This window comes from Kineococcus endophyticus (assembly GCF_040796495.1).
GTDB lineage: Bacteria > Actinomycetota > Actinomycetes > Actinomycetales > Kineococcaceae > Kineococcus > Kineococcus endophyticus.
Window position 1 is genome coordinate 129896 of sequence record NZ_JBFNQN010000004.1, and the last position, 22198, is coordinate 152093.

The 22198-nt window shown below is 74.3% G+C and carries 19 protein-coding genes; 12 read left to right on the top strand and 7 right to left on the bottom strand.

What is annotated here, in order from left to right; all coding sequences use genetic code 11:
• Positions 1 to 278 precede the first annotated feature (278 nt).
• Together AB1207_RS06730 and AB1207_RS06735 are read left to right on the top strand one after the other, a co-directional pair.
• The gene (locus AB1207_RS06730; protein ID WP_367637146.1) at positions 279 to 1679 is read left to right on the top strand and encodes an FGGY family carbohydrate kinase; all 1401 of its coding nucleotides are present in this window, start codon (positions 279 to 281) and stop codon (positions 1677 to 1679) included.
• Positions 1680 to 1719: 40 nt separating this feature from the next.
• Complete coding sequence (locus tag AB1207_RS06735) at positions 1720 to 2616, top strand: tagatose-bisphosphate aldolase (RefSeq protein ID WP_367637147.1); 897 nt, start codon at positions 1720 to 1722, stop codon at positions 2614 to 2616.
• A 51-nt stretch (positions 2617 to 2667) separates the two neighbouring features.
• Here AB1207_RS06735 and AB1207_RS06740 read toward each other — a convergent pair whose 3' ends face one another.
• The gene (locus AB1207_RS06740; protein ID WP_367637148.1) at positions 2668 to 3255 is read right to left on the bottom strand and encodes a P-loop nucleotide/nucleoside kinase family protein; all 588 of its coding nucleotides are present in this window, start codon (positions 3253 to 3255) and stop codon (positions 2668 to 2670) included.
• Positions 3256 to 3449: 194 nt separating this feature from the next.
• On the opposite strand from AB1207_RS06740, the gene AB1207_RS06745 reads away from it, so the two are divergent.
• The 5 genes from AB1207_RS06745 (at position 3450) to AB1207_RS06765 (ending at position 8492) form a co-directional block, all read left to right on the top strand.
• Positions 3450 to 4496 (top strand): LacI family DNA-binding transcriptional regulator, encoded by a 1047-nt coding sequence (locus AB1207_RS06745; RefSeq protein ID WP_367637409.1) that lies wholly within the window; start codon positions 3450 to 3452, stop codon positions 4494 to 4496.
• 224 nt (positions 4497 to 4720) lie between these two features.
• Positions 4721 to 5488 carry an ATP-binding cassette domain-containing protein gene (locus AB1207_RS06750; RefSeq protein WP_367637149.1) on the top strand — a complete coding sequence of 256 codons (768 nt, stop codon included), beginning with the start codon at positions 4721 to 4723 and terminating at the stop codon, positions 5486 to 5488.
• The gene (locus AB1207_RS06755; protein ID WP_367637151.1) at positions 5485 to 6624 is read left to right on the top strand and encodes an ABC transporter permease; all 1140 of its coding nucleotides are present in this window, start codon (positions 5485 to 5487) and stop codon (positions 6622 to 6624) included. The genes AB1207_RS06750 and AB1207_RS06755 overlap by 4 nt, the downstream gene beginning before the upstream one ends.
• Positions 6625 to 6626: 2 nt before the next feature.
• A complete protein-coding gene (locus AB1207_RS06760) occupies positions 6627 to 7631 on the top strand; it encodes an ABC transporter substrate-binding protein (protein ID WP_367637152.1) in 1005 nt (334 codons plus the stop codon).
• Positions 7632 to 7757: 126 nt separating this feature from the next.
• The gene (locus AB1207_RS06765; protein WP_367637410.1) at positions 7758 to 8492 is read left to right on the top strand and encodes an SDR family oxidoreductase; all 735 of its coding nucleotides are present in this window, start codon (positions 7758 to 7760) and stop codon (positions 8490 to 8492) included.
• 22 nt (positions 8493 to 8514) lie between these two features.
• On the opposite strand, the gene AB1207_RS06770 is transcribed toward AB1207_RS06765, so the two are convergent.
• The 3 genes from AB1207_RS06770 to AB1207_RS06780 form a co-directional block, all read right to left on the bottom strand.
• Positions 8515 to 9510, bottom strand: a complete 996-nt coding sequence (locus AB1207_RS06770; RefSeq protein ID WP_367637153.1) for a LacI family DNA-binding transcriptional regulator — start codon at positions 9508 to 9510, stop codon at positions 8515 to 8517.
• Between the two features lie 61 nt (positions 9511 to 9571).
• Entirely contained in the window at positions 9572 to 10735 is a 1164-nt protein-coding gene (locus AB1207_RS06775; protein ID WP_367637155.1) for a Gfo/Idh/MocA family protein, read from the bottom strand.
• Positions 10732 to 11571, bottom strand: coding sequence for a class I fructose-bisphosphate aldolase (locus tag AB1207_RS06780; protein WP_367637156.1), 840 nt, complete (start codon positions 11569 to 11571; stop codon positions 10732 to 10734). Before AB1207_RS06780 ends, AB1207_RS06775 begins: the two co-directional genes overlap by 4 nt.
• 141 nt (positions 11572 to 11712) lie before the next feature.
• On the opposite strand from AB1207_RS06780, the gene AB1207_RS06785 reads away from it, so the two are divergent.
• The 4 genes from AB1207_RS06785 to AB1207_RS06800 all read left to right on the top strand — a co-directional run bounded on the left by AB1207_RS06785 (position 11713) and on the right by AB1207_RS06800 (position 18524).
• On the top strand, positions 11713 to 13776 hold the full coding sequence (locus AB1207_RS06785) for a PfkB family carbohydrate kinase (protein ID WP_367637157.1): 2064 nt from the start codon (positions 11713 to 11715) through the stop codon (positions 13774 to 13776).
• Positions 13773 to 14798 carry a DUF4432 family protein gene (locus tag AB1207_RS06790; protein WP_367637158.1) on the top strand — a complete coding sequence of 342 codons (1026 nt, stop codon included), beginning with the start codon at positions 13773 to 13775 and terminating at the stop codon, positions 14796 to 14798. Before AB1207_RS06785 ends, AB1207_RS06790 begins: the two co-directional genes overlap by 4 nt.
• Positions 14795 to 17695, top strand: coding sequence for an FAD-binding and (Fe-S)-binding domain-containing protein (locus tag AB1207_RS06795; protein WP_367637159.1), 2901 nt, complete (start codon positions 14795 to 14797; stop codon positions 17693 to 17695). The genes AB1207_RS06790 and AB1207_RS06795 overlap by 4 nt, the downstream gene beginning before the upstream one ends.
• A gap of 568 nt (positions 17696 to 18263) precedes the next feature.
• On the top strand, positions 18264 to 18524 hold the full coding sequence (locus tag AB1207_RS06800) for a hypothetical protein (RefSeq protein ID WP_367637160.1): 261 nt from the start codon (positions 18264 to 18266) through the stop codon (positions 18522 to 18524).
• 243 nt (positions 18525 to 18767) lie between these two features.
• Here AB1207_RS06800 and AB1207_RS06805 read toward each other — a convergent pair whose 3' ends face one another.
• The 3 genes from AB1207_RS06805 to AB1207_RS06815 all read right to left on the bottom strand — a co-directional run bounded on the left by AB1207_RS06805 (position 18768) and on the right by AB1207_RS06815 (position 21615).
• Positions 18768 to 19217: a hypothetical protein gene (locus tag AB1207_RS06805; protein WP_367637162.1), complete on the bottom strand. Its 450-nt coding sequence runs from the start codon at positions 19215 to 19217 to the stop codon at positions 18768 to 18770.
• A gap of 441 nt (positions 19218 to 19658) precedes the next feature.
• The gene (locus AB1207_RS06810) at positions 19659 to 20345 is read right to left on the bottom strand and encodes a LuxR C-terminal-related transcriptional regulator (protein ID WP_367637164.1); all 687 of its coding nucleotides are present in this window, start codon (positions 20343 to 20345) and stop codon (positions 19659 to 19661) included.
• A gap of 25 nt (positions 20346 to 20370) precedes the next feature.
• Positions 20371 to 21615 (bottom strand): ATP-binding protein, encoded by a 1245-nt coding sequence (locus AB1207_RS06815; protein WP_367637166.1) that lies wholly within the window; start codon positions 21613 to 21615, stop codon positions 20371 to 20373.
• 114 nt (positions 21616 to 21729) lie between these two features.
• Between AB1207_RS06815 and AB1207_RS06820 the strand changes: the two genes are divergently transcribed.
• Positions 21730 to 22185, top strand: a complete 456-nt coding sequence (locus AB1207_RS06820) for a PspC domain-containing protein (protein ID WP_367637168.1) — start codon at positions 21730 to 21732, stop codon at positions 22183 to 22185.
• Positions 22186 to 22198 lie beyond the last annotated feature (13 nt).

Genomic DNA, 22198 nt, shown 5'->3' on the forward strand with positions numbered 1-22198 from the left:
GGCGGGGATCAGGGCGGTGGACCGGTCCAAAGGGTAGGGACCGCCCGCCTCGGGGGTCAACGCGAGCGCCCCGTCACAGGGCTGGAAGCACACCTTCCGCCCCGCAACCTCGCCCCGGAGGGGCGGAAAGGGTGTTTTTCACGCGGGGACGGGTGGGCCCTTGACACGCATGACACCGATGTCATAGACAGTGCTCCGCGCCCATGACATCGATGACATGGGCTGTGGCGCGATCCGCGGCACCCAGCGTGCGGGACCCGTGGACGGGAGGGACGGTCATGGCGAGCGGACTGCACATCGGTCTCGACGTCGGGTCGACGCGGACGAAGGCCGTCGCCCACGACGACGTGGGCACGGTCCTCGCGGTGCACGACACCGCCACCGCGTGGAGCACGTCGCCTGCAGGGCGGAGCGAGACCTCCGGAGCGGCTCTGCTGGCCGGGGCACTCACCGCACTGCACGGTCTGCTGGCCCGGCTGGACGAGGACCGGCGCGTCGTCTCGATCGGCGTCACCGGGATGGCCGAGAGCGGTGTCCTGCTCGACTCCTCCGGGGCGGAGGCCGCTCCCGTCGTCGCCTGGTACGACCCCCGGGGCCGGGACGAGGTGGCCGCACTGCCGGCCGCGGTCCGCGACGCCTTCACCGCCACCACCGGTCTGCGCGCCGACTCCCAGCCCAGCGCCGCGACGCTGGCCTGGGGACGGCGCCACGGGTGGGAGGTCTCCTCGTCCTCGACCTGGCTCAGCGTCCCCGAGTTCGTCGTCGCCGCCCTCGGCGGCGACCGCGTCGCCGAGCCCTCCCTGGCCTCGCGCACCGGGCTGTTCGACACCGTCCGCGGCGTCGCCTCCGACGACGTCGCCGACGCCCTCGGCCTGCCCCGCCACCTCCTGCCCCCGCCCCGGCCGGCGGGGACGAGCGCGGGCACCGTCACCGCCGACGGGGTCGACGCGCGCCTGCGCGGCGCGGTGCTCACCGTGGCCGGGCACGACCACCCCGTCGCGGCGGTCGGCGCCGGTGCGGTGCACCCGGGGCACCTCTTCAACGGGGCCGGGACCGCGGACGTGCTGCTGCGCTCCGTCGACGTCCGGGTCACTCCCGCCGACCGCGCCCGCCTCGCCGCCGCGGGCGTCTCCGTGGGGGCCCACGTGCTCGACGGACTCCAGGCCGTCCTCGGCGGCGTCAGCGCCGGGGTCGTCCTGCGCCGCGTCCTGGCGCTCACCGGCGCCGCGGGCGGCGGTCGCGGCGAGGGCGAGCTGCGCCGAGCCCTCGCCCAGGCGGCCGCCCCCACCCCCCGACCCGGGCCCGGCGTGCGCGTCGTCGCCGGTGGCCGCGGCGGGGACGACGTCCAGGTGGTCGTCGAGCGCGAGGCCGGCCCCGCCGAGGTGCTGGCCGCCGCCCTGCACCACGTGGGCGAGCAGATCACCGCGCTCCTCACCCTCGTCGAGTCCGTCGTCGGACCCCACTCCGCCGCCGTCACGAGCGGCGGCTGGACGGGCATGACCTGCGTGAGCGCCCTCAAGCGCGAGGTCATCCCGCGGCTCACCTTCTCCTCCGTGCAGCTGCCCGGCTGCCGGGGAGCCGCCGTCCTCGGCGCGCTCGCGGCCACCGGCGCGCAGGACCAGCGCGGTCTGGCCGCACTGCTCGACGTCTGGGGCGCGCCCCGGCCCGTCCCCGCCTGACCCACCACTCCCACCACCCCACGCCCAGAGGAGCACCACCGTGAACGAGCTCACCACCCTCGAGAAGCGCGCCCTGGCCCGGATCAGCACCGCCGAGGGGCACGTGCTGATCGTCGCCGCCGACCAGCGCAACGGCATGAAGGCGGTCCTCGAGGACGCCCCCGACGGCCCCGGTTCCGTGACCCGCGAGCAGCTCGCCGAGGTCAAGGGCGACCTCGTGCGCCACCTCGCCAGCCACGGGCCCGCGATCCTGCTCGACCCCGAGGTGGCGTTGCCCGGACTGGTCGACGACGGCGTCCTGGACGGCACGGCGCTCGTCGTCGGCATGGACGCCTCGGGCTTCGACCTCGTCGACGGCCTGCGGTACACCAGGTTCAGCGACGGCGTCACGCCCCGCACCGTCCGCGACCTGGGCGGTGACGCCGCGAAGATGCTCTGGTACATGCGGCCCGACCGTCAGGGCGTGGACTCCGAGGTCGTCCGCCAGGTCCGTGAGCTCGTCGAGGCGTGCACGGCCGAGGGCGTGCTGCTGATCGTCGAGATCCTGACCTACCAGCTCGAGGACGAGACCGCCGAGGAGTACGCGCAGCGGTTCCCGCAGCTCGTGGTCGACGCCACCCGCCTGTCGGTGCAGGCCGGCGCCAAGGTGTTGAAGCTGCCCTACCCGGGGTCGGCCGAGGCCTGCGCGGCCGTCACCGAGGCCGCGGCGGGGGTGCCGTGGGCCGTGCTCTCGGCCGGCGTCGACCACACGACGTTCATCGAGCAGGTCCGCACCGCGGTGGCCCACGGCGCGAGCGGCGCGATGGCCGGCCGCTCGTTGTGGAAGGACTGCCTGTCGGTGTCCTCGGCGGTCCGCGAGGAGATGCTCAGCACGCGCGCCCTGCCCCGGCTGCGCGAACTGCAGGAGGCCGTCGACCGGGTCGGCGTCGGCGTCTGATCCCGCCCGGGGCGCCCACCCGGCCTGCGGACCGGCGGGGCGCCCTCGGCGTCACGCCCCGCGCAGCGCCGCGGTGAGCCCCTCGACGTCGAGGGGCAGGCGGGCGTCCACCGCGAGGTGCGGCACGACCGGGGGAGTGAGGTCGACCCTGGCCAGGTGCGCCTGGAGGTCGGCGAGCTTGGAGCTGTCGCGCTGGGCGGCCCGCCCCAGGATGCGCTCGCGCAGCACGTCCAGGGGGGCGTGCAGCCAGACCATGGACGGGTTCCCGCCCGCCTGCCGCAGGCGGGCCTCCAGTTCCGCCCAGGCGGCAGGACGGGTCCGCTCGGCGGTGTACGGGGCCACGAGCACGACGGGGGTGCCGCAGCGCAGGCAGTCCTCGGCCAGGCCGGTCATCCCCTCGTACCGCGCCGTCCGGGTGGCGCGCGCCAGGTCGACGTCGTCGGGGTCGGTGGACCCCATCAGCCCGGCGACGACCTGCAGCAGCGGGGCTGTCGCCGAGTCGAGGTCGAGCAGCGCCGCTCCCAGGTGGCGCGCCAGCGCCGCGGCCGCCGTGCTCTTGCCCACGCCGGCCGGTCCCGTCACCACGACGGCGAGGGGCGGCTGGGGGTGGGGGGCGCGCTGCGCCTCCGACGATGTCATCGGTGTCATGGTGCTGCTCATGCTGCCGCACCGAGGTGCCGGAGCACCACCGGCCGCGGCGGGGCGGGCGTGCGGTATCGGGAGGTGGTGCGCGTGGTAGGTCTTTCCCGGACCCGGTCGGGTCGACGACCGGAGGTCGCGGGCACCGGACGAGGTCGGTCGTGCTGAGAGGGAGGTGGGCGCCGGTGGCGACCATGCGTGACGTGGCGCTGCGTGCGGGGGTCAGCGTGAAGACCGTCTCGCGCGTCTTCAACGACGACCCGCACGTGCTGCCGGAGACCCGCGACCGGGTCTCCGACGCCCTCGCGCAGCTGAACTACACGCCGAACATGCTGGCGCGCACCTTCCGCGACGGGCGCTCCCCGGTCATCGGCGTCGCCGTGCCGAGCATCTCGGACCCGTTCTTCGCCTCCATCGTCGGCGGGGTGGAGCAGGTCGCGTCCCGGCACGACATGTCGGTCGTCGTCACCAGCCTCGGCGGCGAGGGCGCGCACGAGGAGGGGCGGGTGGAGTCCCTGCTCAAGCGGCAGCTCGGGGCCCTCGTCATGGCGCCGACGGCCGACGACCAGGGCTACCTAGCGCGCTGGGCGGGCAAGCTGCCCCTCGTCTTCGTGGACCGGCCGCCCCGGGGGCTGGACGCCGACTGCTTCGTCGAGGACGACGAGGGCGGTGCCCGGGCGGCGACGGCGCACCTCGTCGGGCGGGGCCACCGGCGCATCGCCTTCATCGGCAACTCGACCTCGGCCTCCACGACCGCGAGCCGTCTCGTCGGGTACCGGGCCGCCCTGGCCGAGGCCGGCCTCCCCGCCGACGAGGAGCTCGTCCAGCTGAGCAGCCTGACGTCGGGCGGTGCACTGCGGGCCGTCCAGCGGCTCGAGGCGCTGGAGGCGGCGCCGACGGCCCTGTTCTCCTCCGACGCGGAGACGACCATGGCCCTCGTGCCGGCCCTGGTGGGGCGGCGGCTGGCGATCACCGCCTTCGGGGACTTCCCGATGGCCGCCATGCTCTCGCCGGCTCTGACGGTGGTCGACCAGGACCCCGCGTCCCTGGGGCGGCTGGCCGCCGAACGGGCCGTGGCGCGGCTGGACGGGCCCCTCGAGAGCCCCGCGCAGCACGTGACGCTGCCGGTGCGCCTGCTGGAACGCTCCTCCTGCCGGTCGCCGCAGGACCTCGTCGAGCTCTTCCCGTGGACGGTGCCGGACGGCGGCGGGCGCGTGGTCTGGGAGTCCCCCCGGCCCTGACGGCGCCGCCCGCTGCCGGAGCCGCACCCGGAAGGGTGGCCCCCTTGACACGGGTGTCATGCCCTGGTTCTCTACTGCCAAGGGCGATGACATCGGTGTCATGACATGGGTCAACCGCTGTGGTCCCTCGTCGACACCTTGACAGCGCTGCGGGCCCCTGCTCGACTCCACCCGCGGAAACAACGTTGTCTTGGTCGACCGAACGATCCACGAAGGAGTGAGACGTGTCAGAACCGCTGTTCAGGGCCGAAGGGCTCACCAAGCAGTACGGCCAGGTCAAGGCGCTGCAGGGCGCCGACTTCGACGTGGCGGCCGGCGAGGTCGTCGCGCTCATCGGCGACAACGGCGCCGGCAAGTCGACGCTGGTGCGGATGCTCTCCGGCAGCGAGCAACCGGACGGCGGAGGCATCTGGTTCGACGGGCGCCCCGTCGTCCTCGGGGACCCGATCCAGGCCCGCGCGCTCGGCATCGAGACGGTGTTCCAGGACCTGGCCCTCGCGCCGCACCTGGACCCGATCCAGAACCTCTACCTCGGCCGCGAGGTCATGCGGAAGGGCCTGCTGGGCAAGCTCGGCTTCATGGACACCGCCGCGATGCGGGAGGCCGGGGCGAAGAGCTTCGCCAGCCTCGGGTCCACGGTGCGCAACTTCACCGGTCCCATCGGCGCCATGTCCGGCGGGCAGAAGCAGTCCATCGCCGTGGCCCGCGCGGCCGCGTGGGCCAGCAAGGTCATCTTCCTCGACGAACCCACCGCGGCCCTCGGCGTCGTGCAGACCAAGGGGGTCCTCGACCTCATCCGCCGCGTCCGCGACGAGGGCATCGGCGTCGTCTTCATCAGCCACTCCATGCCGCACGTCCTCGAGGTGAGCGACCGCGTGCAGGTGATGCGCCACGGTCGCCGCGTCGCCACGTACGCCGCGAAGGACTCCAGCGTGGAGCAGCTGGTGGGCGCCATGACCGGTGCCCTCGACGTGCAGGAGCCGGCGGCATGAGGACCTCGCTCAAGCGCCAGGACGGCCCGGCCGTCACCCCCTCGTCCCGGGAGGACCTCACCGTGACCGTGACCACCGGACGGGCCCCCGCCACCACCGAGGACCGTCCCCGCCGCCTCCAGCGCGTGCTGGGCCTGCAGGCCCTGCAGATCGTGCTGATCCTCTTCGTCATCGTCGTCGTCTTCGGGACGCTGGCGCCCCAGTCGTTCCTGTCCGCCTACAACATCCGGTCCATCGTGGTGAACACCTCGATCCTGGCCGTGCTGGGCGTCGGGATGACCTTCGTCATCATCACCGGCGGCATCGACCTCTCGATCGGCAGCGTGCTGGTCTTCGCCGGCGTCGTCGCCAGCAAGACCATGGAGGCGGCCGGCGGGCAGGGGTGGGGCGTGGCCGCGCTCGGCCTCCTCGTCGCGGCCGGCAGCGGGCTGGCCTGGGGCCTGCTCAACGGCGTGCTCATCGCCAAGGCCAAGGTGCCACCGCTGATCGTCACGCTCGGCACCTTCGGCGCCGCCCTCGGGTTCGCCCAGATCATCACCGGCGGCATCGACCTGCGCGCCGCGCCGACGGTCCTGGTCGACTCGGTCGGTTTCGGGAACGTCGTCGGCCAGGTGCCCCTGCTCTCGGTCATCGCCGCGGTGGTCGTCGTGCTCGGCATGGTCCTGCTGCACAAGACCCGGTTCGGGCTCTTCACCTACGCGGTCGGTTCCAACATCGAGGCCGGTCGCCGCACCGGCGTCAAGGTCGACCGTCAGCTCATCAAGGTCTACGCGTTCGCCGGTCTGCTCGCCGGTTTCGCCGGTCTGCTGAACCTCGCGTTCTTCCAGTCCACGACCATCGGCGGGCAGTCGAACACCAACCTCAACGTCATCGCCGGCGTCGTCATCGGCGGCACCAGCCTGTTCGGCGGGTTCGGCACCGTGTTCGGCACCGTCATCGGCCTGTTCATCCCCACCACCCTGCAGAGCGGTTTCGTCATCGTCGGCGTCCAGCCGTTCTGGCAGCAGGTCGTCGTCGGCATCGTCCTGGTCGCCGCCGTCTGGCTCGACCAGAAGCGCCGGGCCGACGCCCAGTCCGGCAAACCCCGCCAGTCCGTCCTCGCCCGCCTCGGGCGCGGCTCTTCGAAGGGAAACTGAGAGTGCGCAAGAACAGCGTCGTTCTGTCCATCGCCCTGGTCGCTGCGGCCCTGACCGTGACCGCCTGCGGTGCAGCGGAGGGCAATGCGCCCGCCGGGGCCACCGGCTCGGCGGCGGGCGGGGGTGGTGGGAAGAAGCTCACCTTCATCCAGGGCGTGGCCGGGGACAACTTCTACATCTCCATGCAGTGCGCCGCCGAGGCGGAGGCCAAGGCCAAGGGGGCGACCCTGGACACCCAGGGCCCGCAGAAGTTCGACCCCACCCTGCAGACCCCGATCCTCACCTCGGCGATCGCGGCCAAGCCCGACGCGATCCTCATCGCCCCCACGGACGTCACGGCCATGCAGCAGCCCCTGCAGCAGGCCGCCGCGGCCGGCATCAAGATCGTCCTGGTCGACACCACCGTCAGCGACCCGTCGATGGCGGTCTCGCAGATCTCCTCGGACAACGAGGGTGGCGGCAAGGCGGCCTTCGACGCCATCAAGCAGCTCGCGCCGAACGGCGGCAAGGTCCTCGTCATCGACAACCAGCCCGGCATCAGCACGACCGAGGCCCGCACCAAGGGGTTCACCGAGGCGGCCACCGCGGACGGGAAGTACCCCAGCGCAGGCGTGCAGTACTCCAAGAACGACCCCGCCACGGCCGCCCAGCTCGTGACGGCCGCGCTGGCCAAGGACCCCGACATCGTCGGCATCTTCGCCACGAACCTGTTCTCCGCCGAGGGTGCCGCCACCGGCGTCCGTCAGGCGGGCAAGGACGGGACCGTCAAGATCGTCGGGTTCGACGCCGGACCGGACCAGGTCAAGGCGCTGGAGGACGGCACCGTCCAGGCGCTCATCGCCCAGCAGCCGGGAACCATCGGCAAGGACGGCGTCGACCAGGCGGTGGCCGCGCTCGACGGGCAGCCCACCGAGGCGAAGATCCAGACCGGTTTCACCATCGTCACCAAGGACAACCTGTCCAGCGCCGAGAGCCAGGCCGCCCTGTACAAGGCCAGCTGCAGCTGACCCCCCGCCCTCCTGCGGTCCGTCCGGGCCGCAGGAGGGCCCGTCCGCGATCCGACCCGCCGCGCACCGACCCGTCCTCCGAGGAGCTCGACCGTGACCACCCCCGCGACCAGCCCCACCCCGACCGTGACCACCCACGACTTCGCCGGGCGCACCGTGCTCGTGACCGGGGCCGCCGGCGGCATCGGCGGCGCGATCGTGCGCCAGCTCGCGGCGGCGGGGGCCGACGTCATCGCCGCCGGCCGCAGCGAGGAGTCGCTGGCGGCGATCTGCGCGCAGACCGGCGCGCGCCCCCTGGCCTTCGACCTGCAGTCGCACGACAGCGTTCGCGCAGCCCTGGAGGGCCTGGACCTGTGGGGCGTCGTCAACTGCGCCGGCGACGGCGGGGAGATCGCCACCCCGATGGACACCGACGTCGACGTCTTCGACCGGGTCATCAGCATCAACACCCGCGGTGCCCTGCTGGTGACCAAGTACGCCTCGCAGTCCATGGTGCGCCTCGGCCGCGGCGGGGCGATCGTCAACGTCTCCAGCCAGGCCGCCCTCGTCGCCCTGCCCGGGCACATCTCCTACGGCTCCTCCAAGGCGGCGCTCGACGGCATGACGCGCGTCTCGGCGCTCGAGCTGGGGCAGTACGGGATCCGCGTCAACAGCGTGAACCCGACGGTCGTCATGACGCCCATGTCGGCCTGGTACTGGGGACGCGACGACGTCCAGGGGCCGTTCCTCGACGCGATGCCCCTGCACCGGTGGGCCACCGAGGACGAGATCGCCGGTCCCGTCCTCTTCCTCCTCAGCGACGCCGCCTCGATGGTCACGGGCGTCGCGCTCGCCGTCGACGGCGGGTACAGCTGCCGCTGATCCTCCCCGGGCGGCTCGGGGCTCAGCGCTCCGAGCCGCGCAGGTGCAGGGTCGTGGGGACGACCACCCGGGACGGGACGTCGGCGGCGCCCTCGAGGGTGTCCAGCAGGATCGTCACGGCCGCGGCCCCCATCGCGCCGACGTCCTGCCCGACGACCGAGACGGGTGGGTCGAGCAGGATCGCGGCCTCGAAGTCGTCGAACCCGATGAGGGGCAGCCGCCGGCCGGCGGCCCGGAACGCCTGCAGCGCACCGAGGGAGGACCGGTTGTTGGCGGCGAAGACCGCGTCGGCCGACGCGAGCGCGGAGGTCAGCAGCGTGCCCACGATCCGCTCGGCCTGTTCGGCCGAGTGCGCCCCGTCGTGGACCAGCGCCGGGTCCTCGGCCAGGCCCGCGGCCTGCAGGGCGGCGCGGTAACCCGCCAGCCGCTCGGCCATCGCCGGGATCCCCAGGGAGTCCCCGACGAACGCGATGCGCCGGGCGCCCCCGGCGGCCAGCGCGGCGACGGCCTCCCCGGCGCCTCCCCGGTCGTCGGCGGTGATGCACCGGGCGCCGGGCACGTCGACGACGCGGTCGACGAAGACCACCGGCGGCACCGGCGGGACGAGGGAGTCCCACGCGCGCCCCGGGATGCGGGGTGGGACCACGACCAGGCCGTCGAGGCGCTGGTCGAGCATCCGGTCCACGAGGGCGTCGTGCCGAGCGCCGTCCTCCTCTGAACTGCCCGTCACCAGCAGGTAGCCGCGGTCGGTCGCCGCGCGTTCGACGCCGCGGGCCAGCGTCGCCCAGTGGGGGTTGGCGAGGTCGCTGATCACGAGCCCGATGGTGCGGCTGGTCCACCCCGGGCGCAGGCTCGCGGCGGAGAGGTTGCGCCGGTACCCCAGGTGCGCGATGGCCTCGGCGATCCGCTCGGCCATGACGGAGTTGATGTTCGTCTCGCCGTTGACGTACCGGGAGACCGTCTTCAACGCCACGCCCGCCTCGCGAGCCACGTCGTTCATGGTGGGGCGGCTGGTCACGACCCCATTCATACCCGTCCGCCCGGGGTCGCCGGTCCACCGACGCCCCGGACGGTGTCCGTCACAGCGAGACGACCCGCCGCTCGGCGTGGGAGGTGATCGCCGCGTCGTAGAGGACGTGGGTCAGGGCGGCCTCCTCCGGGCGGGCCGCGCCGAAGCGGTCGCCGAGGGAACCGTGCCGCTCGGCGAGGAACACCGCCCACATCTGCAGGATGGCGTCGGAGAAACCGCTCTCGAAGTTCGGGCCGGTCACCGTCGGCCAGCACGACTGGCTGCCCGCGTCGACCTGGTGCCAGACCTGCTCGCGACCGGTGCCCGGCACGTCGACGATCCCGAAGACCTGCACCGACTTGGGGTTCTTGGTGCTGAACCGGACGCTGCCGTCCATGCCGATGGCCTCGAGTTCCCAGGTGTTCTTCTGCCCCGGGTCGATGCGCTTGGTCTCGGTGGTCAGCGGGAACTCCTTGCCCCCGGGCTGGGGGACCCAGCTGTGCACGACGGCGTTGTCCCAGGTGTCGCAGGGCACGGGTGTCCCGTCGGGCCCGGGCCGTTCGGTGACGACGTCCTGCAGCACGCCGTAGAGCCGTTCGGGCTTCCAGCCGAGACGCAGCGGGACGTGCCAGGTGTGCATGCCGAGGTCGTTGAGCACCCCCGCCTGGCCGCAGAACCGCGCCTGCCGCTTCCAGTTGGAGGGTTTGGCCCGGTCGAGGTCGCTGGCGTGCAGGAAGGAGCAGCGTGCGCTGACGATCTCGCCGAGGGCCCCGGAGGCGATGTAGCGCAACGCCACCTGCGCGCCGGGGAAGTACGGCATCTCGCTGGAGCAGCGCACGAAGCTCTCGGGGTGTGCCTCGACGGCGGCCAGGACCGCGCGCGCGGCGTCGCCGTCGATGCCGAACGGCTTCTCGGCCAGCAACGACTTCCCGGCCTCGACGACGTCGACGTAGATCTGCTGGTGCAGGTCGTGGCGGACGGCCACGTAGACGACGTCGACGCGGTCGTCGGCCAGCAGGTCGCGGTAGTCGGTCGTGGTGATCTCGACGGTGTCGATGGTGCGGAACCACTCCAGCGCCGCCGGGTTGATGTCGGCGACGCCGACCAGGCGGGGGGTCACGGGGTGGTCGACGAGCGCCGGCCAGCGGCCCAGGGCCGCGGCGATCTCGCGGCCCATGAGACCGCCGCCGACGATGGCGACCCCGACGCTCTCCGGCGGACGGACCCCGTTCACGCGGCACGCTCCTGCAGGCGGGCCAGCGCCTCGGCGGGGGAGGTCCCGTCGTGGAGCACGGCCATGAGCGCGGCGGTGATGCCCGCCGGGTCGGGGTGCTGGACGACGTTGCGGCCGTAGACGATGCCGGACGCACCGGCGCGCAGGACGGCGGCGGTGCGCTCGAGCAGTTCCGCGTCGGGGACGCGCCCGCCACCGCGGACGAGGACGGGCACGTCACCGGCGACCTCGACGACGCGGTGGTACTCCTCGACGTCGTCGCAGGGGTCGGCCTTGACGAGGTCGGCGCCGAGTTCGACGGCCTGGCGGACCAGCGTCATGATCTTGTCGACGTCCCCGTCGACCATGTACCCGCCGCCGGCGTTGTCGGCCATGACGAGGGGTTCGACCATGAGAGGCATCCCGTAGCGGGTGGCCTCGGCCCGCAGGTCGACGATCGAGCGGATGCAGGCCTCGCGGATCTCGGGGCGGCCCGGCAGCTGCATGAGGTTCACGCACACGGCGACGGCGTCGAGTCGGACGGCCTCCTCGATCGCGTGCGGGACGTGCCGGCTGAACACGTGGGTGTCCAGCGGGTTCCCGTACACGTTGGCGACGTCGGTGCGCAGGACGAGCGCCGGCTTGGCCTTGCCCGGCACGGACTGCAGCAGCCGCGCCTGGCCGAGGGTCAGCTGGACCGCGTCGGGCCCGGCGTCGACGAGGGTGGCGACGACGGAGCGCATGTCCTCGATGCCGGTGAGGAAGGACCGCTCACCGAAGAACCCGTGGTCGACGGCGACGTCGAGCGCCCGCCCGGAGGTGGGGTTGAAGAGGCGGTTGAGCCGGAACAGCGTCATCGCTCCTGCCTAGCTGGCCGTTTCCGGCCCTCGGGGGTGGTGGTACCCGTCGCGGGTCTGGTCACCGCAGGACGGCGTGTGCCACAGTACGAGCCCGGAACAACGTTGTCTACGGCTGCCTGCGGGCAGGGGAGGAGCACCGTGCTCACCATCGCCCTCGCTGGCCACCTGTGCGTCGACCTCACCCCGGACCTGCCCGGGACGCCGCGCCTGGTCCCCGGTGAACTGGTCGAGGTCGGGCCGTTGGGCGTGGCGCTCGGCGGGTGCACGGCGAACACCGCGCGCGCTCTGGCGGCCCTGGGGCACCCCGTGTCCGTGCACGCGGCCGTCGGCGACGACGAGCTGGGTCGCGTGGCGCGGGACGGTCTGACCGATCCCCTCGTGCGGCCCGCGCTCGAGGTGCGGGCCGGCGCCACCTCCTACTCGGTGGTGGTGCAGCCCCCCGGGGCTGACCGCGTCTTCTGGCACCACACGGGCGCGAACGCGACCTTCGACGGCGCCGGCCTCGACGTGACCGGTCTCGACCTCCTGCACCTGGGCTACCCGGCGCTGCTGCCCGCCCTCCTGGCCGACGACGGCCGGCCCCTCGCCGCGCTGCGGGGCCGGGCGCGGGCGGCCGGGGCGACCACCTCCGTCGACCTCGGCGTCGTCGACCGGCAGACCGACGTCGGCCGGCTCGACTGGCGGTCCCTCCTGGAGCGCGCCTGCGCGCAGACGGACGTGCTCAGCCCCAGCCTCGACGACCTCACCTCCACGCTGGGCCTGCCTGCCCCGGCCGGCGCGACGGAGGTCCTCGCCCTCGCCGACGAGCTCGCGGACCAGCTGCTCGCGTGGGGGGTCGCCGTCGTGCTCGTCACCCTGGGCGACCAGGGGGCGCTGCTGCGGGTCGCCGGGGCCGAGCGCCTGGCCGCCGGCGGACGCGCCCTCGCCCCGCTCGCCGCGCGGTGGGCCGGCGCCTCGCTGCACCTGCCGGCGCTCGCCGTGGAGCGGACGACCACGACCAACGGAGCCGGCGACGCCTCCAGCGCCGGGCTGCTGCACGCCCTGTCGCTGGGGGCCGGGCCCGAGGCGGCGGCGCGTCTCGCCCGGGCGTGCGCGGCGGCGGTCGTCTCGGGGGTCACACCCGACGCGGGGCACGTCGCCGCGCTCGACCCGGACCTTGCCGCCCTGCTCGGCGTGGGCCCGGCACCGGCGGCCCCGCTGCCGCTGCCGCCCAACCAGCCCCGCGCCCGGTTCTACGCGGGGGGTGAACGGCTCGCCACCTTCCGCGGGCAGGCCACGTGGGAACCCCACACCCCGGAGGACTGGGTGGGCTCGGTCACCACGGTCCGCGGGGAGGTCACCACCGGCCTGACGCGCCTGCCGTCCGGTGAGCTGCTGCGCGAGGCCGTCGAGCGGGACCCCGTCGGCTGGCTCGGGGCGGCCCACGCCGCGCGCTGGGGAGCCGACCCCCAGCTCCTGGTCAAGCTGCTCGACGCCGGGCAGCGGCTGCCGGTGCACGTCCACCCCGACGACGCCTTCGCCGCCCGCCACCTCGGTGCGGCGCACGGCAAGGCCGAGGCGTGGCACGTCCTGGAACCCGGGGTCGTCCACGTCGGGCTGCGCCGCGCCGTGGCGCCGGGCGAGCTGGCGCGCGCCGTCGCCGAGCAGGACGACGCGGCCCTGCTCGACCTGCTGCACGAGGTCCCCGTCGCCGCGGGGGACAGCGTCCTCGTGCCGCCCGGGACCCTGCACGCCGTGGGCGAGGGCGTCGTGCTCGTGGAGGTCCAGCAGCCGGAGGACCTCTCGATCCTGCTCGAGTGGCGCGGCTTCGCGATCGACGGCCGCGTCCACGGGCACCTCGGGCTCGGCTTCGACACGGCCCTGACCGCGGTCGACCCGCGGGTGCTGGACGAGGAGGCACTCGCCCGGCTGGTCGTCCGGGGCCGGCCCGCTCCCGGTCTGGCGTCGGGTCTGGCGGCGGGGGCCGAGGCGTGGTTCCGCCTCGAGGAGGTGGCGGTGGGCGGCCCGTCCGGACCGGCCGACGTCGAGCTCGAGGACGGTTTCGCGGTCCTCGTGGGCGTCGAGGGCGACGTCGTCGCCACCGGGTCCGGTGGCTGCACGCCGGTGGCCCGCGGCGCGACCACCCTCGTCCCGGCCGCCGCGGGGCGGGTCCGCCTGACCGGTCGCGGCCGCGTCCTCGTCGCCCGGCCCCCGCGCCCGTGACGCCTCCGGCGGGGTTGGAGGAGCTGCGGGCCGGCGGGTTCCTGGCCAGCGACGACGCCGTCGCCGACGTGCACGAGCGGCTCGGCGTCCCCGGCAGCGGTGACCACGCCCGGGTGCTGCACGCCCGCGTCGCGGGCGGCCTGTCCCTCGACGTCCTGCCGGCCCGGGGGCTCGACGTCGGCGACGCGCACGTCGCGGGGCTGCCGCTCAGCTGGCGCGCGGCCGCCTCCGACGCCCGCGCCCTGGACCGTCCCCGCGGGGACGACTGGGCGTCCCGCTTCCTCGGGGGCCTCATCACGACGTGCGGTCCGGCCAACACGGGCCCCCCGCGCGACGGGCACGGCCTGCACGGCGACCACCACCACACCCCCGCCCGGCACGTGCGCACGACCCCCGCGCGCGGGGCGGCGCGCGTCGTGGTGTCCGGCGACGTCGAGCGTGCCGACCTCTTCGGCCCGTCGCTGCGCACCGAGCGGACCGTCACCACCGGCTTCGACGCCGCCGGCCGGCCGCGGGTCGTGGTGCACGACCGGGTCGTCAACACCGGTCCCGTTCCGAGCCCCGTCGCCGTCCTGTTCCACGTCAACCTCGGGGCCCCGCTCGTGCTCCCCGGCACGACCGTCACGACCGGGGCCGCCGAGGTGCTGCCGCGCGAGCCCTGCCCGCAGGTGCCCGAACCGCTGCGGCTGCCGCCGGTGTGCGACGAGCTCGTGGAGGCCGTGGCCGAGCACCGCGGCGTTCCCGCCGACGCCACCGGGACGGCCCGCGCCGTGGTCACCAGCCCGCACGGGTTCACCGTCGAGGTCGCCTGGAGCGCGGCGTCGCTGCCGCGGGTGTACCAGTGGGTGGTCCCCACGCGGGGGCGCTGGGCCCTGGCCGTGGAACCCTCGACCGCACCGCTGTTCGGCCCCGACCGGTCCGGGGAGCACGCCGGGGCGCCGGTGCTGCTCCCCGGCGAGCACCGCGACCACGTCGTCGCCGTGACCGTCCTGTCCCTGCCCGAGAACGGAGGTCGACCGTGACCAGCCCCCTCCCCCTGCGCAGCACCGCGCTGCCGACCACGCCGCTGGAGTCGGCCCCGGGCTCGGAGCGGTGGGCCGAGGGGCTCACCGCCAGCCGGCGCGACCTCGACCGGCGCGCCCGCGCGCACGACGCCTCCCACTACCTCCTCGTCCCGCAGGTCGTGGCGACCGTGCGCGACGTCGCCGGCGTCGCCGCGGCGCTCGCCCGCGCGAGCCGCGAAGGCCTGGGCGTCACGTTCCGGTCCGGGGGGACGAGCCTGTCGGGGCAGTCCGTCACCGACGGGCTCCTGCTCGACGTCCGGGCCGGTTTCCGCGGGGTCGACGTCGGCCCGGACGGTCTCACGGTGCGGGCCCAACCCGGGGCGACGATCCGCGAGGTGAACTCCCGCCTGGCCCGGCACCGGCGGGCCCTGGGCCCGGACCCGGCCAGCGAGGTCGCGTGCACCGTCGGGGGAGTGGTCGCCAACAACTCCAGCGGGATGGCCTGCGGCACGACGGCGAACACCTACCGGACCATGCGCGCCATGACGGTCGTGCTGGCCGACGGCACGGTCGTCGACTCCGCCGCCCCTGACGCCGGCGAGCGGTTGTTGCGGGAACGGCCCGACCTGCACACCGGCCTGCTGGCGCTGCGGAAACGGCTGCTGGCCGACCCGGCCGCCGTCGCGGAGGTGCGGCGGCAGTTCTCGATGAAGAACACGATGGGCTACGGCATCAACGCCCTGCTCGACCACGACACCCCGCTGGAGATCCTCACCCACCTCCTCGTGGGCAGCGAGGGGACGCTGGGTTTCGTCGCCGAGGCGACGTTCGAGACGGTACCGGTTCACCCCTGCGTCGCAACGGGTCTGCTCGTCTTCGACGACCTCGCCGACGCCACCGCCGCGCTGCCGGCGCTCGTGGCGGCGGGTGTCGCCACCGCCGAGCTCATGGACGCGGCCTCGCTCGTCGTGGCGCAGGGCCTGGCCGACGTGCCGGCCGAGATCGCGGCCGTCGACGTCGTGGGCCACGCCGCGCTCCTCGTCGAACTGCAGGCGGCCACCCCGGACGCCCTCGCCGCCGCCGAGGCCGTCGCGGCCCCCGTCCTGGCGGGGCTGCCCCTCGTCTCGCCCGCGTCCCTGACGACGGATCCCGTGCGGCGCGCCGCCCTGTGGCACGTCCGCAAGGGCCTCTACCCGGCGGTCGCCGGGGCGCGCCCCTCGGGCACGACGGCGCTGCTGGAGGACGTCGTCGTCCCCGTCGAGCGACTGCTCGACACCTGCCGCGGGTTGACCCGCCTGCTCGAGGAGCACGGGTACGAGGGGTCCGTGGTGTTCGGGCACGCCAAGGACGGCAACCTGCACTTCCTCGTCAACGAGCGCTTCGACGACCCGGTCTGCCTGGCCCGGTACCAGCGCTTCACGGCCGACCTCGTCGACCTGGTGCTCGGCGCCGGGGGTTCCCTCAAGGCCGAGCACGGCACGGGCCGCGCCATGGCCCCGTTCGTCCGCCGCCAGTACGGCGACGACCTCTACCGCCTCATGGTCGAGGTCAAGGAGTTGTTCGACCCGCAGGGGTTGCTGAACCCCGGCGTCGTCATCGACGCCGACCCGGACGGCTGGTTGCGCCACCTCAAGACGACGCTGACCGTCGAGGCCGAGGTCGACCGCTGCGTCGAGTGCGGTTACTGCGAACCCGCCTGCCCCAGCAAGGACCTGACCCTGACCCCGCGCCAGCGCATCGTGCTGCGCCGGGAGGTGGAGGCGGCCCGCGCTCGCGGCGACGAGGCCCTCGCCGCCTCCCTGCTCGAGGACTACGAGTACGCGGGGGTGCAGACCTGCGCCGTCGACGGGCTGTGCGCGCAGGCGTGCCCGGTCGGCATCAACACCGGTGACCTGGTGCGCCGCCTGCGGGCCGAGGAGGTTCCAGCGCCCCTGGACCGTGCGTGGGCGGGGGCCGCCCGGCACTGGGACGTCGCGACCCGGGTCGGCAGCGCCGCTCTGAGCGTCGCGGCCCGCGTCCCCGCCCCCGTGGTGCGCGCCGCCGCCCGGACCGCCCGGGCCGTTGCCGGCGCCGACCGGGTCCCCTCCTACGGCACCGAGCTGCCCCGCGGCGGGCGGGCCCGGCCGCGCCTCGACGGTGGCGGGGCGACCGAGGCGGTGCTCTTCTCCGCCTGCACCGGAACGCTCTTCGGCCCGTCGGGCGGTGGTTCAGGAGCCGTCGCGGCCCTCGTCGCGCTGTGCGGACGGGCCGGTGTCGGCCTGGCCACCCTCGCCGATCCCGGCTCGTCCTGCTGCGGGACACCGTGGAAGTCGAAGGGCTTGCGCGCCGGCTACGACGAGGTCGTGTCCCGGGTCGCACCCGCCCTGCTCGAGGCCACCCGCGGCGGGGAACTGCCCGTCGTCTGCGACGCGTCCTCGTGCACGGAGGGTTTGCTGCAGTTGTGGCGTTCGCCGGCCGCCGGCCCGGCCCTGCCCCCGTTGCGCGTCCTCGACGCCACGCGGTTCGTCGCCGACGGCCTGCTCGACCGGCTGCCGGTCACCCGGCGCCTCGGATCCCTCGTGCTGCACCCGACCTGCTCGCCGCCGGCCCTCGGGGTGCTGCCCGCGATGGTCGCCGTCGCGGAACACGTCGCGGACGAGGTCGTCGTCCCGCAGGACGCGGGCTGCTGCGGCTACGCGGGGGACCGGGGGCTGCTGCACCCCGAGCTGACGGCGAGCGCGACGGCGCGGGAGGCCGCCGAGGTCACCGCCCGGTCCTTCGACGCGCACTGCTCGGCGAACCGCACGTGCGAGCTGGGGCTGACGCGGGCGACGGGCCGGCCCTACCGGCACGTCCTGGAGGTGCTGGAGGAGGCGACCCGCCCCGCGCCAGGGTTCAGCGGCGCGGCTGCCCCGAACCGGTCAGCTTCTGGATGATCTTGCCGAGGACGGCTCCCTTGAGGAGACCCTTCAGAAGGCCCATGGTCGTTCTCCCGGTGCTGTGGGTGTTCCCGGCGGGTGCTCCCGCCGAAACGTCGTCGAGGGCATTCGACCAGTGTCGAACCAACACCGCGACCCGAAATCCGTTGCTGCAGCGAATGATCGGTCGGGTGCCGCACGGTGACGGCGACGCCTGTGGGCTGGTCGTGGAAGACGACGTCGGCATGCGGACGCACCGTGCCTTCGGCGGAAACTGCGACCACGGCGACGCCGGGAGCGTCCGCCACGGCAGACTCGCGAGACCAATCTCGGCTGATCGCACGGTCGGTCGTGGGCACCCGGCGGCTCAGCGTCGACGACGTCCACCAGGAAGGACGACCTGACCCCACACGGCGTAGTCCTCGGAGGTGGCGTGCGACGTTCGCCGCGTGATGCTTCCTGTGGTCAACCCCGCAGGGGTCGACCACGTCCTGCGCCACCAGGTAGAGGGGTGAGGCGATCCCCGTGACACCGGTGACCCCCCTGGCTTACCGTGCGGGCGGACCGTGATGGCGCGACCTAGGAGATGACGACGATGTTGACCGCTCGACGGCTCACCGTCACCCTGACCGCAACGGGGCTCGCTGGAGGTCTGCTGTTGGCAGGCGGTGGCGCTGCCCAGGCCGAACCGCGCGTGTACCCCAACTACAAGTACGGGACGGTGGCCACCACCCAGGCTCAGTGCGAGGCCGACCGCCTGCGCATCAGCCGGGAGCAGCGGCTGCAGTCCCTGCCCTGCTACCAGCGCACGGCGAACTACTGGGAGTGGGTCTACAAGGCCAAGTGAGGGTCGGGAGGAAGCACCTGGAGCGTCGCGACGCCCGGGCGTGCTGGGTGCGCACGATCGACGCGCATCACGCCACGTCGTCCCCCGGTTCCCGAGGGGGCCCACCGCCGGTTCAGCACCGCGCTGATCTGCAGGCCGCCGAGGTCGAGCAGCACCTTGTCCGGCGTCGACGCCTCAGTCGCAGCACCGCGGATGACGGGAACCTCATCCGGGAGGGCCCTGATGGCGCGTCGTGGACGTCGCTCACGCTGGCCGGCATCGCTCCCAGGTCGCCAGCGCCGCGACGTCGGGGCAGCGGGTGTGGCTCCACCCCTCGGAGCCGAAAGAGTCCGCGGTGGCGTCGGTGAAGACCTCCACCGTTCCGCCGGGCAGTACCCGGTAGTAGGCCTCGATCGGATCTCCCTCGGTGGTCAGCGAGGTGACCCGGACCTCCGCGCCGGTGCGCTGGGCGTCAGGGCTCAGCAAGCACTCCTGCACGGTCACCGGGACGGACTGGCCTTGCGGAACCGCGATCGGGGTGCACTGCGGCAGGGCGGGACGTTCCCGGAAGGCCACCGGCGCGCGGCCGCCGGCGGTGAGTTGCCACACGACCCACGCCGTCGTCCCGACCGCACCGAGCAGCAGGGCCACGGCCAGCACCGTGGCGAGCGAGACGGGTCGCCCCACCGGTGCCCCGGCGGCTGTGCTGCTCATCTCCGCATGATGCCCTCGCACCGTCGAGGACGTGGCTCGATCGGCGGGACGAGCATCGCGGTCACGGCGCCCCCTTGCCCCCTCCTGGTGGCAGGGTGGCTGGCACCCGCACAGTTCGGCACGACCGAGCCAGGAGGTAGCCCGTGGTCCGCTTCCACCCGCGTCTGATCCGCGCGCTCATCGGTCACCACTACCGGGAACGGCGCAACCGCCACGTCCCCGTGCCGCCCGGAGGTCGCTACGAGCCCGCCTGGTACCCGGACCTTCCCGTCTCAGGCAGCCCGGAAGCCAGCTACGAGGCGGTCCCGAGGTCCCGGACGCGCAGAGGGCGGCGTCGCTGATCCAGCACCTCGGCTACGAGGTGGGGTCCGGGCAGCCGCTGGTCATCACCCGTCCAGCACTCCGCTGGGGGCGTTCCCTCGCCGGGAGCGAGGGGACGAGTCAGAGGAGGCGGCGGGCGGCGGCCCAGCGGGTCAGCTCGTTGCGGTTCGACAGCTGCAGCTTGCGCAGCACCGCGGACACGTGGGTCTCGACGGTCTTCACGGAGATGAACAACTCCTTCGCGACCTCCTTGTAGGCGTAGCCGCGCGCGATGAGGCGCATGACCTCCCGCTCGCGCGCCGACAGGCGGTCGAGCTCGTCGTCGGCCGCGGCGACCTCACCCGCACCGGCGCCGAACGCGTCGAGGACGAAACCGGCCAGGCGGGGGGAGAACACGGCATCGCCCTCGGCGACCCGCCGCACGGCCGCGGCGAGGTCCTCCCCGCTGATCGTCTTCGTGACGTAACCGCGGGCGCCGCGGCGGATGACGGCGATGACGTCGTCGGCCGAGTCGGAGACGGACAGGGCCAGGAACCTCACCGGCGGGTCGGACACCAGGAACTCGGCGCACTGCGCGAGCACCTGCGCCCCACCCGAACCGGCGCCCGGGGCGGGGTTCTCGTCCGGCCCGGCGGGCAGGTGCACGTCGAGCAGCACGACGTCGGGACGCAACCGCCCGACGGCGGCGACCGCCCCGGCGACGTCCGCGGCCTCCCCGACGACCTCGAGGTCGTCCGCGGTCGACAGTTCCGCCCGCACTCCCGTCCGGACCATCCGGTGGTCGTCGACGACGAGGACCTTGATCACCCTGGAACTCCCGCCTCTCGGAACGTCACGTGCCGCCGCCCGGGATCCGCAGGGCCACCTCGGTGCCCCCGTCGGCGGGACGGCGGATGGTCGCCGAGCCCCCGGCGCGCTGCATGCGGCCGACGATCGACTCGCGCACGCCCAGCCGGTCCTCGGGGATCGCGTCGAGGTCGAAACCGGCCCCGCGGTCGCGCACGAACACCTCGACACCACCCCCGACCGGTTCGGCGTACAGGGACACCGTCCCACCCGCGTGCCGACCGGCGTTCAGCAGGGCCTCGCGGGCGGCCTGGGCCAGGGCCGTCGTCCCGCGGTCCAGCGCAGCGGTGTCCAGGTCGCCCACGAGGACGACCTCCACGACGGCCCCGGACACGTCCTCGACCTCGGTCGCAGCCGCCCGCAGCGCCGCGCCGAGGGTTCCGGCCGACGTGCCGTGGTCGCCGTACAACCACTGCCGCAGTTCGCGTTCCTGCCGCCGGGCCAGCCGCGCGACCTCCCCGGCGTCGGCCGACCGCTTCTGGATGAGGGCCAGCGTCTGCAGCACCGAGTCGTGCACGTGGGCGGCGAACTCGGCGCGCTGCTGCTCGCGGGCCAGCGCCGCGCGTTCGGCGCCCAGGTCCTGCCACAACCGCACCACCCAGGGCGCGGCGACGAGCCCGACCCCGCCCAGCACGACGACCCCGGCCAGCGCCGAGCGCCAGAACTGCCGCACGTCACCGACGACGACGGGGAACAGCACCGCCCCGAGGACCACGAGGGACGCACCGGCCAGGACGCGCACGACGGCCCCGCGGCCGTCGCCGGCCTCCTCCACGAACCGGCGCCGCCGGGTCGCGTCCAACTGGCTCCACGCCAGCACGATCCCCGTTCCGGCGACGAGGACGGGGACGACGTACCGGGCGGACCCGTCGACGAGGTTCACGGCCGGGACGAGCCCGAGCCCGACGACGACGGCGACCCCGACGAGGGCGTTGCGGTGGGCGAGGACCCACCCCGCGGGGTCGGGGCGCTGGTCGTCGGGCAGGTCGCGCTGCCGGTCGTCGAGCACCAGCAGCCAGAGCACGACGTAGAGGACGACGCCGAAACCGCCGAGGAACGCCGAGGCGGCGAACACCGTGCGCACCTTCGACGCCGGGACCCCGACGTGCTCGGCGATCCCGGCGGCCACGCCCGCGATCCGGCGGTGGGCCGTGCTGCGCACGAGCGGCGGACGGGGGACGGGGGACCCGTCCTCCGACCCGCCCGAGGGGTTCGTCGTCGCCGTCAGCACCCGCCGATCGTGACACGCACCCGCACCCGGGGGATCCCCCCGACGCAGGAGTTCAGGGTCGGGTCAGGGGCGTCCCCGATGTGGCCGGGGGTCGCCGGCGAGCAGTCTCGAGACATGAACTCCAGCGAGAACCTCAGCTTCGACAAGACCCAGCAGACCACCGGACAGGAGCCCCCCGTGAGCGACCACAGCGAGCAGCACTCGGACCAGCACTCGGGCCAGCCCGCCCGCCCCACCGCCGTCGACCGCTTCTTCGCCTCGATCCGCCGCACCGGCCTCGTCCGGTCCCGCGACCGCTGGGTCGCCGGCGTCGCCGGGGGCATCGCCCAGCGCACCGGCATCCACGTCAACGCCGTCCGCATCGGCTTCGTCGTCCTCGCGCTGTTCGGCGGGATCGGCCTCGGCCTCTACGGCCTCGCGTGGGCGCTGCTGCCCGACGTCACCGGCCGCATCGAGGCGCAGGCCGCCCAGCGCGGCGACGTCTCCGCCGCCCTCGCCCTGGCCGTCGGCCTCGTCGTCCTCGACCTCGTCCTGGGCAACGGACTGCTCGGCCTCGGCTGGGTCTTCTGACCACCGGCTCGTG

Bases quoted from the DNA above. Each gene is read 5' to 3' on its own strand.
- AB1207_RS06740 (WP_367637148.1), bottom strand. From the start codon at position 3,255: ATGACATCGTCGGAGGCGCAGCGCGCCCCCCACCCCCAGCCGCCCCTC.
- AB1207_RS06805 (WP_367637162.1), bottom strand. From the start codon at position 19,217: ATGAGCAGCACAGCCGCCGGGGCACCGGTGGGGCGACCCGTCTCGCTC.
- AB1207_RS06755 (WP_367637151.1), top strand. From the start codon at position 5,485: ATGAGGACCTCGCTCAAGCGCCAGGACGGCCCGGCCGTCACCCCCTCG.
- AB1207_RS06820 (WP_367637168.1), top strand. From the start codon at position 21,730: ATGAACTCCAGCGAGAACCTCAGCTTCGACAAGACCCAGCAGACCACC.
- AB1207_RS06730 (WP_367637146.1), top strand. From the start codon at position 279: ATGGCGAGCGGACTGCACATCGGTCTCGACGTCGGGTCGACGCGGACG.
- AB1207_RS06780 (WP_367637156.1), bottom strand. From the start codon at position 11,571: ATGACGCTGTTCCGGCTCAACCGCCTCTTCAACCCCACCTCCGGGCGG.
- AB1207_RS06800 (WP_367637160.1), top strand. From the start codon at position 18,264: ATGACGACGATGTTGACCGCTCGACGGCTCACCGTCACCCTGACCGCA.
- AB1207_RS06745 (WP_367637409.1), top strand. From the start codon at position 3,450: ATGCGTGACGTGGCGCTGCGTGCGGGGGTCAGCGTGAAGACCGTCTCG.